This window comes from Streptomyces sp. NPDC104313 (assembly GCF_055583985.1).
This window is the reverse complement of record NZ_JBVJMW010000003.1, coordinates 270,917-287,800: the sequence shown is the minus strand read 5'-3', so window position 1 is coordinate 287,800 and position 16,884 is coordinate 270,917. Positions and strand designations below refer to the sequence as shown.

Annotated in this window: 19 protein-coding genes and 1 tRNA gene; 16 read left to right on the top strand and 4 right to left on the bottom strand. The window is 68.0% G+C overall.

The window, feature by feature from the left end; genetic code table 11:
- Positions 1 to 153: 153 nt before the first annotated feature.
- Positions 154 to 241, bottom strand: a tRNA-Ser gene (locus ACZ60Q_RS08380).
- Between the two features lie 289 nt (positions 242 to 530).
- On the opposite strand from ACZ60Q_RS08380, the gene ACZ60Q_RS08375 reads away from it, so the two are divergent.
- Both ACZ60Q_RS08375 and ACZ60Q_RS08370 read left to right on the top strand, forming a co-directional pair.
- Complete coding sequence (locus ACZ60Q_RS08375; protein ID WP_469630197.1) at positions 531 to 1,325, top strand: hypothetical protein; 795 nt, start codon at positions 531 to 533, stop codon at positions 1,323 to 1,325.
- Between the two features lie 15 nt (positions 1,326 to 1,340).
- Complete coding sequence (locus ACZ60Q_RS08370) at positions 1,341 to 2,507, top strand: helix-turn-helix domain-containing protein (protein ID WP_469630194.1); 1,167 nt, start codon at positions 1,341 to 1,343, stop codon at positions 2,505 to 2,507.
- A gap of 144 nt (positions 2,508 to 2,651) precedes the next feature.
- Here the strand turns inward: ACZ60Q_RS08370 and ACZ60Q_RS08365 are convergent, their stop codons facing one another.
- The 3 genes from ACZ60Q_RS08365 to ACZ60Q_RS08355 form a co-directional block, all read right to left on the bottom strand.
- A complete protein-coding gene (locus ACZ60Q_RS08365) occupies positions 2,652 to 3,044 on the bottom strand; it encodes a hypothetical protein (RefSeq protein ID WP_469630191.1) in 393 nt (130 codons plus the stop codon).
- 262 nt (positions 3,045 to 3,306) lie between these two features.
- Positions 3,307 to 4,554, bottom strand: coding sequence for an XRE family transcriptional regulator (locus ACZ60Q_RS08360; protein WP_469630188.1), 1,248 nt, complete (start codon positions 4,552 to 4,554; stop codon positions 3,307 to 3,309).
- Between the two features lie 160 nt (positions 4,555 to 4,714).
- On the bottom strand, positions 4,715 to 5,050 hold the full coding sequence (locus ACZ60Q_RS08355; RefSeq protein WP_469630186.1) for a winged helix-turn-helix domain-containing protein: 336 nt from the start codon (positions 5,048 to 5,050) through the stop codon (positions 4,715 to 4,717).
- Positions 5,051 to 5,509: 459 nt separating this feature from the next.
- Between ACZ60Q_RS08355 and ACZ60Q_RS08350 the strand changes: the two genes are divergently transcribed.
- From ACZ60Q_RS08350 to ACZ60Q_RS08285, 14 genes are all read left to right on the top strand, one after another.
- On the top strand, positions 5,510 to 5,806 hold the full coding sequence (locus tag ACZ60Q_RS08350) for a hypothetical protein (RefSeq protein WP_469630185.1): 297 nt from the start codon (positions 5,510 to 5,512) through the stop codon (positions 5,804 to 5,806).
- Positions 5,803 to 6,840: a DUF2637 domain-containing protein gene (locus ACZ60Q_RS08345; protein WP_469630182.1), complete on the top strand. Its 1,038-nt coding sequence runs from the start codon at positions 5,803 to 5,805 to the stop codon at positions 6,838 to 6,840. Before ACZ60Q_RS08350 ends, ACZ60Q_RS08345 begins: the two co-directional genes overlap by 4 nt.
- Complete coding sequence (locus ACZ60Q_RS08340) at positions 6,837 to 7,481, top strand: GGDEF domain-containing protein (RefSeq protein ID WP_469630179.1); 645 nt, start codon at positions 6,837 to 6,839, stop codon at positions 7,479 to 7,481. The genes ACZ60Q_RS08345 and ACZ60Q_RS08340 overlap by 4 nt, the downstream gene beginning before the upstream one ends.
- Positions 7,481 to 7,855, top strand: a complete 375-nt coding sequence (locus ACZ60Q_RS08335) for an RRQRL motif-containing zinc-binding protein (protein WP_469630176.1) — start codon at positions 7,481 to 7,483, stop codon at positions 7,853 to 7,855. Before ACZ60Q_RS08340 ends, ACZ60Q_RS08335 begins: the two co-directional genes overlap by 1 nt.
- 9 nt (positions 7,856 to 7,864) lie before the next feature.
- A complete protein-coding gene (locus ACZ60Q_RS08330; RefSeq protein WP_469630174.1) occupies positions 7,865 to 8,170 on the top strand; it encodes a hypothetical protein in 306 nt (101 codons plus the stop codon).
- A 144-nt stretch (positions 8,171 to 8,314) separates the two neighbouring features.
- On the top strand, positions 8,315 to 10,549 hold the full coding sequence (locus ACZ60Q_RS08325) for a cell division protein FtsK (protein WP_469630171.1): 2,235 nt from the start codon (positions 8,315 to 8,317) through the stop codon (positions 10,547 to 10,549).
- A gap of 140 nt (positions 10,550 to 10,689) precedes the next feature.
- Positions 10,690 to 10,941: a hypothetical protein gene (locus tag ACZ60Q_RS08320; protein ID WP_469630167.1), complete on the top strand. Its 252-nt coding sequence runs from the start codon at positions 10,690 to 10,692 to the stop codon at positions 10,939 to 10,941.
- 48 nt (positions 10,942 to 10,989) lie between these two features.
- Positions 10,990 to 11,178 (top strand): hypothetical protein, encoded by a 189-nt coding sequence (locus ACZ60Q_RS08315; protein WP_469630165.1) that lies wholly within the window; start codon positions 10,990 to 10,992, stop codon positions 11,176 to 11,178.
- A gap of 11 nt (positions 11,179 to 11,189) precedes the next feature.
- Complete coding sequence (locus ACZ60Q_RS08310; protein ID WP_469630162.1) at positions 11,190 to 11,801, top strand: hypothetical protein; 612 nt, start codon at positions 11,190 to 11,192, stop codon at positions 11,799 to 11,801.
- A gap of 3 nt (positions 11,802 to 11,804) precedes the next feature.
- Entirely contained in the window at positions 11,805 to 12,266 is a 462-nt protein-coding gene (locus tag ACZ60Q_RS08305; RefSeq protein ID WP_469630160.1) for a hypothetical protein, read from the top strand.
- Positions 12,267 to 12,349: 83 nt separating this feature from the next.
- Positions 12,350 to 13,276 carry a bifunctional DNA primase/polymerase gene (locus tag ACZ60Q_RS08300; protein WP_469630157.1) on the top strand — a complete coding sequence of 309 codons (927 nt, stop codon included), beginning with the start codon at positions 12,350 to 12,352 and terminating at the stop codon, positions 13,274 to 13,276.
- A complete protein-coding gene (locus ACZ60Q_RS08295; protein ID WP_469630154.1) occupies positions 13,273 to 14,823 on the top strand; it encodes a YfjI family protein in 1,551 nt (516 codons plus the stop codon). Before ACZ60Q_RS08300 ends, ACZ60Q_RS08295 begins: the two co-directional genes overlap by 4 nt.
- A 279-nt stretch (positions 14,824 to 15,102) precedes the next feature.
- Complete coding sequence (locus tag ACZ60Q_RS08290) at positions 15,103 to 15,288, top strand: helix-turn-helix transcriptional regulator (protein ID WP_030329340.1); 186 nt, start codon at positions 15,103 to 15,105, stop codon at positions 15,286 to 15,288.
- Positions 15,289 to 15,349: 61 nt separating this feature from the next.
- On the top strand, positions 15,350 to 16,753 hold the full coding sequence (locus ACZ60Q_RS08285; RefSeq protein ID WP_469630152.1) for a tyrosine-type recombinase/integrase: 1,404 nt from the start codon (positions 15,350 to 15,352) through the stop codon (positions 16,751 to 16,753).
- The last annotated feature ends 131 nt before the right edge of the window (positions 16,754 to 16,884 follow it).

The window sequence follows — 16,884 nt, the reverse complement described above, 5'->3', positions numbered from 1 at the left end:
CCGACCCCGGCAGCTCCAAAGTCGCGGCCCAGCCGTGCCCCCCGCGTGCCCCTTCCGTGCCCGAAAGAGCGGGAAACCAGGGGGAACAGCGGTGCCCGGTGGGGACCGGGCATGGCAAAGGCCCCTGACCATACGAACTGGTCAGGGGCCTCTCGCCTGCGGTGGGTGTGGGATTTGAACCCACGGTCACATCGCTGCGACGACGGTTTTCAAGACCGGCAACTCAAACGCACTTGCAGGCCCCTGACCTGCACAATCGATCCGACATCACCCCGCCTGGGCTACACGGGCCCGTGTATGGCCCATGAGCACGCCAAGGCCGTGCTCGTGGGCATCACTCGACTACCCACAGCGTCCGCTAGTGCAGAGCGGCGCCTTAAGCGTCCCTCGTGCGCACCCGTGACACACGGGGCTTCACCAGCTAGCCTGACCCCGAATCGATCATACGTTCGGTTTAAGTTGAAGCACCAAAGACACGCTGCGGTTCATTTTCACGCATGAAATGCTGTCCGGGGGTATAGTCTCGCCGCATGAGCGAAGAGCAGGATGCGCTGGACGGCCTGAGGGAAGCAGGCGTTCTGGCTGGCATTGGGTGGGCGGCCAAGTCTGCGTACGCGCGGGCCATGCAGGACTATGACCCCGAAGCGGGCCATGGACCTGGCGTGGTCGGCTACACGGCCCACGACCTTCTCAAGAACAGGCAGGACCGCGTCTTCTCATGCGGCCGGTACGCCGTTAGCTCACCCACGGAGGCAACTGCCGGCATGGACGTGGTGGAGCACGGTCTCCTACCGGGAGAGTACGAAACCATGCCTCGGATTACTCCGGGGCTGGTCACGCGCTCCAACCTCAACGGCTCGCCGGGTTGGCGCTTCGCCAACCTCCGTTGGCTGCAGGCGTCGTTCACCTTCGGAGGCGTCGACGAGATCCCGTGGCCACGGAAGAGTCCTACCAAGCGGGGCGTGGCATCTCAGCCCGACCCCGACCCCGAGCCCACCCTGTTTGACCTCGACCCCAGTTTCGCGGAGCTCGTCTCAGAGCTGGGTGACGGGGAAGCCGACCTTGAGGGCCTAATCACTTTGGTCCTTGCCCACTCGGTCCAGCGAGAACTCAACGTTCGGGAGCTCTTTCTGGGGCGCTCCCGGCTCAACTCTGGGGGCGGCCGAGCGTGGTATTGGAAGCATGATCTACTCAGTTACACCCCGGAAAATCTTGACCGAAAGCCGCGGCCAGCCCTGCCCGCTCCCCGCCAAGGGGCTGACGCTGTGGCCGATGCCACCGTTCGCCTTCGTCGTCACAGCAACGAAGGCAATAGTAAACAGTGAAACGAGCGGACGTTCATGGAATCTACTCGCCCCACCGAAGTACGGGTCGGTGACGCGTCTCGCCTATTCGATGGGCGCCGACTGACGCTGGCGCGCCAACTCGCAGGCCTCCGGAAGAGCGCCTTGGCCACTAAGATCGGGAAAAGCCCGACCGCCATCGCGGCCTATGAAAGCAACGCCAAGCGCCCCGCAGCCCCTACGGTGGCTCAGCTATGCCTGACGTTGGGCGTGGAGCCGGGTTTCTTCCTGCCGGGTGCCCAGCGGGAATCAGCAACAGAACCCGTGCCGCACTTTCGGTCCCTGCGGTCTACTTCGCAGCTCGTCCGTGACCAGGCTTTGGCATACGGCGTGGTTGCGGGCGATGTGGGTGTTGCGTTGGAGCGCCATGTCGAGTACCCAGACCCTGATATCCCTCGCCTTAATGTCGATGTCGATGACGAGGACAGCGACCTTCCGGAGCAGGCTGCCCGCCTGCTACGGGAGCACTGGGGTCTACCCGTGGGGCCGGTGGGCCATCTGGTCAGAAGCGCCGAGAATAACGGCGTCTTGGTCGTGTATAGCCCAGTTCAGGCTTCTACGGTTGATGCATACTCCTTCGAGAATTCGCACCGTCCTACCGTGGTTCTGAACCCTGCCAAGAACGACTACTTTCGGCAGCGATTCGATGTCGCCCACGAGCTAGGACATTTGGTCATGCACCTCGATGCAGAACCGGGGGGAAGAATCGTTGAGTCTCATGCACATCGCTTCGCTGCCGAGTTTCTCATGCCAGCAAAGGAAATCGCAGAGGTGCTGCCCGCCCAGGCAAATTGGCGCATCCTTGGGAGCATCAAGGAAGAGTGGAATGTCAGCCTCCAGTCCCTCCTGTATCGAGCCCGCTCTCTTGGCGTGATGTCTGATGTTACCTATAAAAACGCAATGGCCTACTTGTCATCTAGAGGATGGCGCCGCCAAGAGCCGGGGCCAAGCCCCGCTCCCGAGCAACCCTCCCTATTCGCCAAGTCGGTTGAGATTTTGGAAGGGGTTGGCGTCAGCGAGGCGGAGCTAGCCCAAGATGCACGTGTTCCGCTAGAGCTATTTCGCACTATTACTGCTCGCCAGCCACGCTGGGGCGAATACGAAATCTCAGAAAATAGGGACAAGGCTTTGCCAGCAGGTGTAATTTCCCTTTTCGCATCGTGACACGGTTACAGATGACTTAGGTAGGCCGTAACAGGGGGTCCGATCGGTGTGCGCTTCCGATCGGACCCTCCCGTGCGTCCCTGAACGAGGGCCTGACTACGCTCAGCAGTGAGATTGCACTGAGCAGTTTTGGATACGGCTCGCTCAGGCGCTTCCTCGTGAGGTTGGCACGGCGATGTGCAACTGCTGGTACCCGTAGATGGCAGCGTGAAAGGCTGCAGCGATCTCGCGGGCCCGTGCCTCGCTCCCAACCTGATGGATAGAGATGTACTCAGTGCTGAAGTTGGCTCCGCCTGCTGCAGCACCAGTGGCCACTAGCTCCTCAACGGCAGACTGCAGTGCCTTAGCTGCCTCGCCAGTGACAAGCGGCCTGGCGATGACGTCAAGCACCACGCTCCAGCGCGTCCCTCGCCGAGTGATACACACGAAGTTGGAGTTTTCGGCCTTGGCCTTCTTGTAAGCCGCACGATGGTCCTCCTCTGAAGTGCAGTCGGGTATCAGCGCTGCGGGGAGCGGCATTCCAGGTGTCATCGGCATGAAGCCATAGTGGCAGCCACCCTTCGACTCGGGGGCCGGTTAGTGCATAGAGGTATGGCCTTAAGTGCAGGCGGGTAACACGTCGTGAGCACTTCCGTGATTGCGCTCGTTGGCGTCACCGCTGTGGCCCCGTCTCCACCAACACAGCTCCCCATGCCACATGTTGGTACCCTGAACGCCTGCGTTCGGCTCTCAATGAGACGGAAACATGAGATGGGCGCGGCCTCGCAATGAGGCCGCGCCCATCTCTGGTTTGTCCTGGTCAGGAAGGGAGGAACCCCGGCTTCTCCCTTCCCAGGTCTTGTAGTTGGTTCAGGTAGTCCTGCGCCGTGGGCTCGGTGCTGTAGCGCTGCCGCATGACGGCCGCGAGTTCCCGACTGGTCATGATGAGCGAGGGGACGGACTGACGGTCACCCTGAAGTGCCCGCTCACCATGAAGGAGGGCCTGTTCGAGGTCCCCCTCGCGCGCGGCGGCAACTCCCAGGGTCACTCGTGCTTCGGCGTTGCGCATTGGTGAGCGCTCCGTGCCGTCGAAGTCAGTACCGGCCCTCAGAACCTCTTCCGCGAGCGTCCGTGCAAGCCGGTCCTCCCCGACCAGCCGATAGCAGTCCATCGAGTAGAAGTCGAACTTCGCAGGGTCCACCACAAAGTGGTTGTCAAGGTTCTCGGGATGCGGCATCCCCTCAAGCAGGCGCCGCCCTTTGTCGAGGGCTACCTCAACCTGCCGGCGGTCTCCAAGGCGAGCCCATGCCTTAGCTTCCTGGCCCGCAAGCTGCACGGCAACACTGTGGTTCGGCGCTGTCTCTGCTCCGGCTTGCGCAGCTGAGATGACGCCTCGATAGTCGCCGGTCGTCAGGGCGAACCAAGCCCGCATCTCATGCGCCCATCCGGCTACCTCGGGGTGGCCGGCCTCAGTGGCGAGCGAGAGGGCGGCGCGGCGTGTCGACTCTGCGGCGTGCCGGTCCCCCATGTCGTACTCGACGCAGCCGACCAGGAGCGCGAGCCAGCCGGACAGCGCTAGCACCTCTCGATGCTGGGCAAGCGTGAGGCTCTTCGTGTGTAGTTCGACAACCCGGCGCAGCCACTGCCGTCCCTCGATGATGAGCTGCCCACTCGGCATGAACGGGTACTCCGAGCACAACCGGTCCGTTGTGATCCGCAGAGCGTCGAGAGTGGCACCATCGACGTCGGACCGGTTGAGACGACTCACGATCTCCAGAGTCTCCATACCGCTCGCGGCCAGGATCTCCTTCTCTCCGTCTCGACGAGAGGGCGCTGGGAAGAGCGCGTGAGTCACCGTGCCAAATACGGCCGCGATGATTGGTTGGTAGAAGTCGTTCGGTGCCTGGCCTGACTCCCAGCGCTTCCACTGGCGAATCATGCTGTCCTCTGCGGGCAGCTCCGTGGGGGCATGCGCCCGGAGGGCCCTGACCGCGTCGCGCTGCGACCAGTCGCGGGCCTGTCGTTCGGCTGCGATACGCCGCGCCCATGCGGGCCTGTCGTCAGTCATGCGCCCTCCTCCGAGTACCTGTACCCCGAGTCTCGCGCGCGAGGCGGGGGGACAGGGAAGGGGACAGGGGGGTGTCACCGGACATGTCCCCTACTCCGCTCTGCCGTCCCCAAGCTGTCACTTACCCCACACCCTCCGTTACTCCCATGCTGGTTGCAGATCAATCGCCACCTGGTTCGGAGCGGTTTTCCAGCGCTTCAAGCCGTTCACTCAACGCCCGGAGCTGGGAGTGGATTTCCTTGATGTCATCACGTACGTCGCCGTTGGGGGTTGACCCGTCGCTGACGAAGTTGCCCAGGTTCCCCGCCGACACGATCAACCCCTCGGCACGGAGCGTGGCTAGCCCGTTCTGGATGGTCTGGCTTGCGTACCCGAAGCGGTCGATCAGCTCTCGCTGAGACGGGAGTTTCTCCCCCGGCTTCATCTTCTTGATGTCGCTGCGGAGTGCGTCCGCGACCTGCACCGCCTTCGGCTTGGGCCCTCTTGTGACAGTCATGCCTTGAGGTTACCCACTACAGCGAACTAGTGCGCATCACTCCATGAGGGTTGTGCACCACAGCAGACTAGTGCAAGCTAGTCGACAAGAGATCGCCCCGATCTAAAAGGGGCAATCGCTTGACCTGCATGTACCGCAGTACCAGCGCCCGGAGGGCCCCGTGAAACGGGTTCGAAGGAAGCGCCTGTTCCTTGACAACTGAATGAGGATCACGCCGCCTCTCCTCGGCCAAGTAGGCGGCCACGCGGTCTTCCGCGTGATGTACAGCGCAACCTCGTACCTGTCCGCAGCGGGTTCATGCTGCGGCCGGTTGCCCGATCCGCCTGTCTCGTACAGGCGGTGAGGGGGAGCCGAAGAACGACCTTTCCTGCTTCACCTCATCTGAACGGCGCGCGGCCCCGGTGCAGGAACACCGGGGCCGCTGGTCTGGGCCGTTCCACCGACAGGAGAAAACGACCCATGAAGAACATTGTGGCCGGTCGCATCGCGACCAGCACTACCGAGTTCATCGAACTGGCCCTCGGTACCCCGCTGGATCTGTGGCTGGGTGTGGAGGGCGAGAGCGAGACGGAGCGGACGGCCCGCATGGACGCGGCCCGCGACATCCTCGCCGACAACCCCGACTTCCCCGACCGCGTGAGCCAGGTCGCCGCCGAGGCGATCGAGGCCCACGCCCCGGAGCTGTTCAACGTCACCCTGCTCCCGGCGCGCCGTCCGGCCGGCCGACGGCAGTACCGGGGCGGTGTCGCGGCATGACCACCACGACACAGGAAACCGTGCGGCCGGCGGTTCCGCCGCTGACCCGCCCGGAGATGGGCCTCGCCGGGTTCGGCGCTCTCGCCGCGGCCGGTGTCGGCGCGCTCGGGCTGATCTCTTCCTTCGACGCCGTGTCGGACGCGGCGGCGGGGTGGGGGTTCGGCGAGGCGTGGATGGTGCCGGTTGGGATGGACGTCGCGATCCCGGTGTTCTCGGTGGCCAACCTGCTCCTCATCCGCATGGACATGCCGTTGGCGTGGGTGCGCTTCGTCCCCTGGATTCTGACCCTGGTGACCTGCGGGCTGAACGTCTCGGCTGGGCATGGGCTGTGGGCAAAGGTGGCGCACGGGACGATGCCGCTGCTGTGGGTGGTGTTCTCCGAGATCGGCGCGCACATCTATGCCTCCCGCATTGGCGCGGTGACCGGACGCCGTATGGACAAGATTCGTGCCTCCCGGTGGCTGCTCGCCTTCCCCTCCACGTTCGCCCTGTGGCGGCGGATGACGTTGTGGGAGGTCACCTCCTACGCTGACGCCCTCACCCGCGAACGCGAACGCCTGCTGGCCCGTGCCGAGCTGCGCGAGCGGCACGGCCGCCGGTGGCGTTCGCAGACCCCCCGCAGGGAACGCGTCCTGCTCAAGCTCGGGGAGCTCAACCCGGCGGCCGAGCAGGAACCGGCCGCCCCGTCGGAGCCTGACACGGCCCCGGCTCCGGAACCACTCGATGCCCCGGAGATTGAGCCGAAGCCCAGGACCAAGCGGCCTCCGCGCCGCCCGGTCAAGGCGAAGCAGCCGAAGCGGACCCCGGAGGAGATCCTGGCCGAGGCGCGGGAGGTCACCACGGCGTGGCCGGACGCGGCGCTGACCGCTGACGGCATCCGTACGGCGGTGCGCGTCTCGCAGGCCACCGCCCGCACCCTGCGCGACACCCTCAAGGCCGAACGCGCCGCTCAGCCCCTGCACAGCGTCGACACCGAGCAGGACCACGACGGTGCCGGTGCCGGTGACGAGCAGGCCGGGGCGGTGGCGGCATGAGCATCCTCTTAACCGCTCTCGCCACCGCCGGTCCGCTCGCGGCCGGGTGGTCGGTCCACACGGTGTGGCTGCGCCGCTCCCTGCGTAGCGCTCGCCGTGACCCGCTCACCGGGCTCCGCACCCGTGACGGCTTCACTCGCCGCGCCAACGTCCTGTTGAAGGACCCGCGGGCGGTGGTGGTTCTCGCGGACGTCGACCACTTCAAGCAGATCAACGACCAGTACGGCCACGCAGCGGGGGATGCCCTGTTGAAGGCAACTGCGGACCGGCTCGTCCACTACGTGGGCCGGACCGGGGTCGCCGGACGACTGGGCGGTGATGAGTTCGCCGCTGTCGTCATCGACACCCACGGCACCATCGGCGACCTGCTCGCCGTCCTGCACGGCGTGCTCGCCCGCCCCGCCGACGGCATGAACCCGGCGGTGCGCACAACGGTGTCGCTCGGCTGGGTCCGCGCCGCCGACCACCCCGGCGAAGACCTCTCCAGTCTGCTGCGGCGGGCCGATGAGGCGATGTACGCGGCGAAGCAGGCGCGGGCCGGGGTCCGCCGGGCCGGGCTCGGCAGGCTGCTCGCCACGTGGTCGGGGCGTCGTGCCGGCCGACGCGGCACCGCCCTCGCCGGACCCCGGGACGCGGCCTGATGTCCCCGGCATTCGGCAAGTGCTACGACCCGACCGGTGCCGTGCACGGGGTGCCGACGTTCCCGTGGAAGTACGCCCCCGACGGCTACGCCACCCGCCGCCAACTCCGCGCCCGAGGACTGCGCCCCGGCGGCCAGCCCGTTGCTGCACAGGTGATGCGCCGCGCCTCCCGCCGCAAGGGCGGGGTATCGGTCGCCTTCCTCTACCGCCTCGACCTCGCCAAGCCCGTCCGCCCCATGACCCCCGGACGGGCCGCATCTCTCGCCGCCGCGATGCGGGCCCGCCGTACCTGCCCGCAGTGCCGGACGGACGTCGGGTACTGCATCCCGACCTCGCTCGGCATGTGCCCCGGCTGCGCCTACCCCAACCACTGAGGGAACCCCATGACCACGAACATCACCGCCGAACAGCTCATCGCCAAGCACGCCACTGACATCGCGTTCGTCGCCGAGCAGGAGCCCGCCACCACCCTGGAGGACTTCAACGAGCAGCTCGACACCGCCGCCGAGCGCCTGGGCCCGACGTGGGCCGACATCAACGGCGCCGAGGAGCTGGACACCGCAGTCACCTACCTCGCCGACGCGATCCAGAGCACCGACGACGCCGAGCGTGCCGTACTCGTGAACCGCGCCGCCCGCTACCTCACCAACGTCGACGACGTGGTTGAGGAGTACCGGGAGATGGTCTGACCTGCCGCAAGGTCGCCCCGATGGTCGTAGCGCGGGTTCGACTCCCGTGCGGGGCACGCACCCGCTCTGCCGGGGCCCGGACGGTCGGCCTACCACAGCGCCGTCCGGACCCCTCCCAACCCTGTCGTCCGGGAAGGACAGTCAGTGAATCACGACGACGAAAGCGAACTCTTCAACCGACTCGAAGCCGACATGAACACCCCCACCGAACCCGACTCGGTCGGGGATGTGGTCGACCTCGACAAGGCCCGCACCGCCCGCGCCGAGTCGGCCGACCCCGCCACCGGCCCGTCGGCCGACCCCACGCCCGACCGGCCGGACCGTGAGTCGGGTACCGAGTCGGGCGACCCGACCGAGCCCGTCATGGTCGACGGACCCACCGAAGTCGGCCCCGGCTTCATGGGCCGACTCATGGGGGCGAAGCGGCGGGCGATCGTCCCGGCCTGGCTGCGGTCGGGCAAGGAGTTCCGGACCGCCGCGAAGTGGGCGGGCGGGCACTACGGCCATCTGGCCGGGTATCACGCGTTGCGCTCCCCGTACTACGCCGCCAGGCTCACGTTCCAGGCTCCGGTCGGGGCGGCGAAGTTCGTGGGCGCGAGCATGCGGTGGGTGGCCGACCGCGAGGGAGAGCCCGTCCGCCTCGCCTCCGTCCGGCGCGAAGACGCAGCCGAGTACCTCAAGCTCTCCCGTCAGCGCGACGGCCGGGTACGGCTGCGTACCGTCGTGGCGACGCTGGCCCTGTTCGTCGGGGTCGGGGCAGCGGTCGCCATCTACGTCCTCGCCCCCGGCTGGCTTCAACTCCTCACCGTCGGAGCGTTGTTGATGGCGCTCGGGTCGGCCGGCACGCAGGCCGACGCTCCGGTCATCACCCGGGCGGTGGAGATGACGAAGGCGCCCAAGCTCACCTCCGACATCGTCCTGCGCGCCCTCGGTGCGCTCGGCATTTCGGCTATCAGCCAGGCTCAGGGCAAGGGTCGGGACGGGTTCACATTCACCGCCCCGATCACCCGCGACGGGCCCGGGTGGCGTGCGGAGGGCGACCTCCCCTACGGCGTCACGGTCACCGACGTGATCGAGCGCCGCGACAAGCTCGCCTCCGGCCTGCGCCGCCCGCTCGGGTGCGTCTGGCCCGAAGCCGTCCCCGACGAACACACCGGCCGCCTCGTCATGTGGGTCGGGGATCAGGACATGTCGACCGCCGCGAAGCCTGCGTGGCCGCTGGCCAAGGGCGGCTCCGTCGACCTGTTCAAGCCCGTCTCCTTCGGCACTGACCAGCGGGGACGCTGGGTCGACATCACCCTGATGTACATCGCCGGGGTCATCGGCGCGATCCCCCGCATGGGCAAGACGTTCCTTCTGCGTCTGCTCCTGCTGATCGCCGCTCTGGACGCGCGTGCCGAGGTCCACACCTACGACCTCAAGGGCACCGGCGACCTCGACCCCGTCGGCGAGCGGGTCTCGCACCGGCACCGGGCCGGGGACGATGACGAGGACATCGAATACGCCCTCGAAGACCTGCGGGCCCTGCGCGCCGAGCTGCGCCGCCGGGCCAAGATGATCCGGTCCCTGCCGCGGGACATCTGCCCGGAGTCCAAGGTCACCTCCGAGCTGGCGAACAAGAAGGAGCTGGGCCTGCACCCAATCGTGATCGGGGTGGATGAGTGCCAGGTCTGGTTCGAGCACCCCAAGCACGGCGGGGAGTTCGAGGAAATCTGCACCGACCTGGTCAAGCGCGGCCCTGCGACCGGGATCGTGCTCCTGCTCGCCACCCAGCGCCCGGACGCCAAGGCCCTGCCCACCGGGATCAGCGCGAACGCGTCGGCCCGGTGGTGCCTGAAGGTCATGGGCCAGCTCGAAAACGACATGGTGCTCGGTACGTCGTCGTACAAGCGGGGGATCCGGGCGACGATGTTCAGCTGGAAGGACAAGGGGATCCACTACTTCGTCGGCGAAGGTGCCGACGCCCGGATCGTCTCGTCCGTCTACGTCGACGCCCCCACCGCCGAGGTGATCGGGCTGCGGGCCCGCCGCCTGCGCGAAGCAGCCGGAACCCTCACCGGCCACGCCGCGGGCGAGTCGTTCGAGGACCGGGAGACGAGCGGGTTCGACCTGCTCGCCGACATCCTCGCCGTCGTGCCGGCCGAAGAGCCCAAGCTGTGGTCCGAGACCGTCGTCGCCCGCCTCGCCGACCTCCGCCCGGACGTGTACGGGGGCTGGGAGCCGGAGCAACTGGCCACCGCGCTCAAGCCGCATGGCGTTCCCACCGGTCAGGTGTGGGGCAAGACCGAGGCCGGGAAGGGCGCGAACCGGCGCGGTATCGAACGCGCCCGCATCCTCACCGCGATTGCGGAGCGTGACGGAAAGCGGGACGCGAGCTGACCCCGCCACGCCGCTAGACCTAGCAGCTACCCCCGCTAGGTCTAGCGGCACCGCTAGCGGCCCATACGCCGCGTGATCAGCACGCTAGTACCTAGCACCCCACCTGCGAAAACCCCGGAATCCGGCCTGGGAGGCCCTTGATGACCCCTGCCCTGCTCGCTAGCGCACTCCTCATGTTCATCACGCTCAGTTACGCATCCCTGTGTGCGGTCGCGCCGTTCGGGAACTGCCGCCGCTGCCGTGGCTGGGGGTTCGCGATGAAGACCGACCGCAAGGGCCGGGCCAAGCGCGGCAAGGACTGCCGCCGCTGCAAGGCCACCGGCAAGCGCATCCGGATCGGCCGCCACCTCTACAACGTCGCCGCCCGCCTCCACCGCGACGGCACCCGCTGACCACCCCCACCCATCGCACCGTCGACCGCCCTCGGAAAGGGGCCCATCGTGGCCGTCACCGTCTCCCTGGTCCTGCTCTTCGGACTCGTCCTGTTCTTCCTGCTCCGCTCCAACTCCCTCGGCTGGGGCTCCGCGTTCATCGCCGTGATGTTCGGGTTCTTCCTCGCCTCCACCGGAGCCTCCGCACCGATCAACGAACTCACCACCGCCGTCATCGACGCCATCCCGGACCTGTAGGAGGCATCGTCATGAACGAACCTCTCGTCCAGCGTCACTGGGCCGCGCTCGCGGCTCCGAGGGTGGCCCCGGCCATCGGCACTTCCACGGTGCTGATCCTCGGGCGGATCTGGAACGCCAACGGGGCCGAACACTCCACCGGCAACGCCGTGCTGATGGTCGCCCTCGCGGCCGGTGCCGCAACGGCCGGCGCGTTCGCCGCCGTCGGGCACGGCGGTGGTGACGGGGTCCTCGCCGGGACCGCGTTCGCCACCTCCGGAGCCCTCGCCCTCGCCGGGGTCTCCGGCTACGCCGACGGCTGGTCGCTGCCGATCCTGCTGTGGGCGGTGGCCACCGCCGTCGCGTACGGGATCGCCGCCCGCTACTGGCGCACCGACCGCCGCAACACCCTCGCCCACCACCGGCAGAGCGTCGTCCGGCGCGAGGACCACGCCCACGTGGAGCGCGTCGAAGCCCTCCGCGCCGGAGCCGAGATCGAAGCTGCCCGGGCCGGGGCCGCGTACGCCGAGCAGCTCGTCACCGCGCTCATCACCCGCGCCGCCCTCCCCGGCTACGACCCCGCCGCGCTCACCCGCGCCGGGCTACCCGAACTCCCCGCCGTCGACATCACCAAGGAGCACTGAACCGTGTTCGAGATCCGCATCATCTGCGAGGCCGCCGACCGCGAGGCCGTCGTCAGCGGGCTGCGATCCAAGTTCGACATCGGCTCCGTCCGCAGCAGCTTCTCCCGCACTTTCGGTGGCGAGCGCCTCTACATCACCGCCGAGCTCCCCGCCGCCAACACCTGGCCCACGCCAGAGGATGCCTACGCTCTCGCCCCGAGCATCGTCCGTGAGATTGGATGGACCGCGCAGGCAGCAGCGGAAAGGCCGTTCGGCACGGCGGCGACGCGTGAGTTCTGGCTCCGCAAGGCGGCCCTCCTGGACCGCATCGCCCTCGCCGACGAACGCGAGGACGCCCCCGGCGACGCGGCCGAAGCCGCCACCGAAGCCGCCCGCCGCCTCATGGACCTCGACGGTGCAGGAGTGATCCGCAACCCGCGCCACTACACCCGCCAGCAGTACGTCCGCTGGACCAAACACCAGTAGCTACGCCAAGGGCGGCCCCCTCTCGGCAAAAGACCGGGGCCGCCCTTGTCTCCCAGCCCTCAACAGAACTGGAGACCTCCAGCATGACGCATGACCGCAAGGCCACGCTGCTGTCCGCGGCCCTGGCCGCCGCAGAGCGCGGCTGGCCCGTCTTCCCCATCCGCCCCGGCGACAAGCGCCCTGCCGGGCACCCGGAACGGTCCTGCCCCGGCACCGGCCGGTGCGCGGACGGTCACCGCACCCCGGAGCAGCGAGCCACCCTGGACGCGGACAGCATCCGTGCCTGCTGGGAGTCGGCCCCGTACAACGCCGGGATCGCCACCGGCCCCGCCGACCTCGTCGTGGTGGACCTGGACCTGCCCAAGGACGCTGACGACACCGCACCGTCCGAGTGGGCGGGCATGGCCGATGGGCTGGACGTGTTCGCCGCACTCTGCGAGCGCGCCGGTCAGCGGATGCCGACCGAGACGTACACCGTGCGCACCCGCCGTGGCGGACAGCACCTGTACTTCACCGCCCCCGAGGGAAAGACGCTACGCAGCACGGGCGGCACCCTGGGGTGGAAGGTCGATACCCGGGCTTGGGGCGGGTACGTGGTCGGCGCCGGAAGCCTGGTCGGCACCGGGGGCTATGAGGTCATTCACGAGGCCCCGGCCGCCCCCCTCCCTGCGTGGCTTAGTGACCTGCTCATCACCCGGCCCGCACCGGCCCCGATGCCCCTGTCGGAGCTGTCGGCCCGGATGCGCAACGCCACCGCCTACAGCACCACGGCCCTGCGCGGGGAGCTGGAAAAGGTGCTGTCCGCCCGTGAGGGCGGTCGTAATCGGTCGGTGTACTTCGCCGCCTACGCCCTGGCCCGCCTCATCCGCACCGAGGACCTGACCGAGGCCACCGTCACCAGTGAGCTGATGAGCGCCGGACAGTCGGCGGGCCTGTCCGCGTCCGAGTGCCGGACCGCGATCCGCTCCGGCCTCGTACGGGGCGGCGCACGGGAGGCGAGTGCGGCATGAGCACACAGCCTGTGGACAGTGCGGACCTGTGGGCCGGATTCGCCGCCCTGGACGCACAGCAGGAATCCGCGGCGGTGTGGGACGACCCGATCCCGCTGACCGCCCGCCGCGAACTGCCGGCGTTCCCCACGGAGGTCTTCCCGCCCTGGCTCGGTGACTTCGTGCGCGGGGTCGCGGAGGAGACGCAAACGGCGGTGGATGCTGCGGGGTCGCTCGCTCTCGCGGTCCTGGCGACCGCTGCCGGAGGCCGCGCCACCGTCCATGTCCGGGGCCGGTGGCGGGAGCCGCTGAACCTCTTCGTCGTCATGGCCCTGCCTCCGGGCAGCCGCAAGAGCGCCGTGTTCGGGCTGATGACGGACCCGCTCTACACGTGCGAGAAGCTGATGGCCACAGCGGCGGCCGGGGCCATCATCGAGGCCGAACTCACCGCACGCCTCGCCAAGGAAGTCGCGGACAACGCAGCCACCAAGGCAGCCCGCGCGGACGCCGACAAGCGCGATCAGCTCATGGCCGAAGCCATCAGCCTCGGACAAGCCGCCGAAGCCGTCACCGTGCCCAACAAGCCCCGGCTGCTGGCCGACGACGCCACCCCGGAAGTCATCTCCTCACTCCTCGCGGAACAGGGCGGCAGGCTCTCCGTCATGTCGGCCGAGGGCGGGATCTTCGACATCATCGCCGGACGCTACTCCGGCACCCCCAACATGGAGCCCTTCCTCAAGGGCCACGCCGGGGACCGGCTGCGGGTGGACCGTAGGGGGCGTGAGGAGTTCATCGACTCCCCCGCACTCACCATGGGCCAGACCGTTCAGCCCTCCGTCCTGGAGGACATCAGCCGCATCAAGGGAGCGGGGGACAGGGGCCTGTTGGGCAGGTTCCTGTACTCCCTCCCCGAGGACCTGGTGGGCTATCGGGAAGTCACCCCGGAACCCCTGGCCGAGGACGTGGCCGACCTGTATGAGGAGCGCGTCACCTCCCTGGTGATGTCTCTGGCGGGCTGGACCGATCCGGCTGTACTCCAGCTCGCACCCGAGGCCAACGAGGCCCTGGCCGCTTACGAGCGCAGGCAGGAACCCCGGCTGCGGAAGCGGGGCGGGGACCTCGGGCACATTAGGAACTGGGCCGCGAAGCTGGGCGGCGCGACTGCCCGGCTCGCCGGGCTGCTCCACCTGGCCGCGCACACCGAGAACGGGCACACCCAGCCCGTCACCGCCGACACCATGCGCGACGCCATCAAGCTCGCGGACTACTTCACCGGCCACGCCCTGGCGGTGTTCGACCTCATGGGAGCCGACCACACCGCCAACCGCGCCCGCACCGTCCTGGACCTGCTCCGGGCCAACCAGTGGGCCGAGGTCAGCAAACGCGAGGTCATGACCAAGCTCTCCCGCGCCGAATTCTCCACCGTCGCGGACCTCGACCCCGCGCTGGACCTGTTGGAAGACCACGGGTACGTCCGGGCCCAACCCGTCGCCAAGACCGGAGGACGCGGCCGCCCGCCCTCCCCGCGCTACCTCACCCACCCCCAGCTCAGCGAACCCACCGCCTGAACCCCGCCACAGAAACCACAGAATCACAGAAATAACCCCACGCCACCCCTGACCTGCGACAACACCGCCCCGAGCGGCCCCGGGGCGGCTGCCACAGAAACCCGCAGAAGAACCACACAAATACGAGCCGCCCACCGGCCCCTTATTTCTGTGGAACTTCCCGCGCTTTCTGTGGCAGCCCACCCCCACCACCAAAACCGCAGGTCAGACCACCCAGACAGGGTTTCTGTGTATTACGTGGTTTCTGTGGCGACCAGACGTCTCGAAGGAGCCCACACGATGGCCCGCCCCCAGATGCTCAAGCTCCCCGAAGTCCTCGCCGAACTCAACATGTCTCGCGCCGCGTTCTACCGGCTTCGCGCACGGGGCCTCGCACCCAAGCTCATCAAGCTCCCGAACCACCAGGTGCGCGTACGCCGAGCCGACCTTGACGCCTGGCTCGCCAGGTACGAGGAAGCCGCCTGAGTCCGCACCGACCTGACCAAGAGAGGGCCCGCTACGGCGGGCCCTCTCTTCATGGAGACACATGCTCACCTTCGATGTCGTCATCTGGTCCATCCGGCAACGCAAAGGCCGGCCGAAGCCCTGGGAACTCCGCTGGCGTGTGGGAGCCGAGGGGCACTCGAAAAGCTTCACCCTCAAACCGCAGGCCGATGGTCGCCGCTCTCAGCTCATGGCTGCTCTGCGAGCGGGCCAGCAGTTCGACGAGGAGACCGGTCTTCCTGAGAAGGAGCTTGCCGCCCTCGCAATGCCAACATGGTTCGAGCACGCCAAGGCGTACGCGCTGATGAAGTGGCCCGGGGCGGCTGCGAAGCATCGAGCGAGCATTGCGGAATCCCTTGCAGTTGTGACACCCGTCTTCACGACTGGGCCCAGTGCCCGACCTGATGCCCGCGTACTACGTACCGCTCTGTACCAGTGGGCGTTTCGAGCCGTGGACGGCCCGAAGGATCAGATCGTCTCGCGCTCCGACGCCCAAGAACCCCCCGACGACGTCCGGAAGGCACTGGAGTGGGTTGGGCAGCATTCGATGCGGGTGGACGAAGCCGCGAAGCCGGAGCACGTGCGAGCGGCGCTCACGGCCCTTTCCCGGCTCCTGAACGGCAAGCCTGCGGCGGAGAACACCGCCAACCGGAAGCGCATGGTGCTGAGCAACGCCTTCCGCTACGCGGTTGAGGAACGGGCCCTCCTCATCCGCCACCCGTTCCTCTCGGTGGACTGGGCAGCTCCCCAGACCTCAGACGAGGTCGATTTCCGGTGGGTGCCCGGCCCTCGACTCGCTCGCGCACTGCTCGCCGCCGTGGCCGCGCAGGGAGAACGTGGTGAGGAACTGGAGGCGTTCTACGGAGCTGTCTACTACGTGGCGACGCGTCCCGGCGAAGCCGCGGCACTCAAGGAGTCGGACTTCATCCTGCCTTCGGAGAGCGAGCCGGAGGCGTGGGGCGAAGTGCTCGTTTCGGAGAGCCACCCGGAGGTCGGGGGAGGCTGGACCGACAGCGGGAAGTCCCACGACGAGCGCGGCCTGAAGCACCGGGCTCGGAAGGCTGTACGGGCGGTTCCCGTCCCGCCGGTATACGTGCGCATGGTCCGCGCCCACATCGCGCGCTTCGGCGTCGCACCGGACGGTCGGCTGTTTCGGGCGGTGCGCGGCGGCCGTCTGACGTCGAACGAATACTCCGACGCCTGGAGCGAAGCGCGGAAGGCAGTGCTCAGCGAGCAGGAGCTTCGGACCGCGCTGGCAGAGGTCCCGTACTCCCTGCGGCACGCCGCGATCTCGCTGTGGATCAAATCCGGCATGGACCCGGTGGAGGCCGCCTACCGCGCCGGCCACAGCCTCGCCGTGCTCTACCGGTTCTACGCCAAGCTCCTCAAGGGCGGGTCGGCGGCGGCCAACCGGCTAGTTGAGCTGGGGCTTCGCGCCGAGGAGTAGGGCTGATCCTGGCCCGCCTATGGCCCACACGCCCTGGTCGGCACCGGGAATCAGGGGCATGAGGTGAGACAAGGTGAACGCAGAGGGCGGGCCCCCGTTCCGGAGACCCGCCCTCTGACCTGCTACTTCTC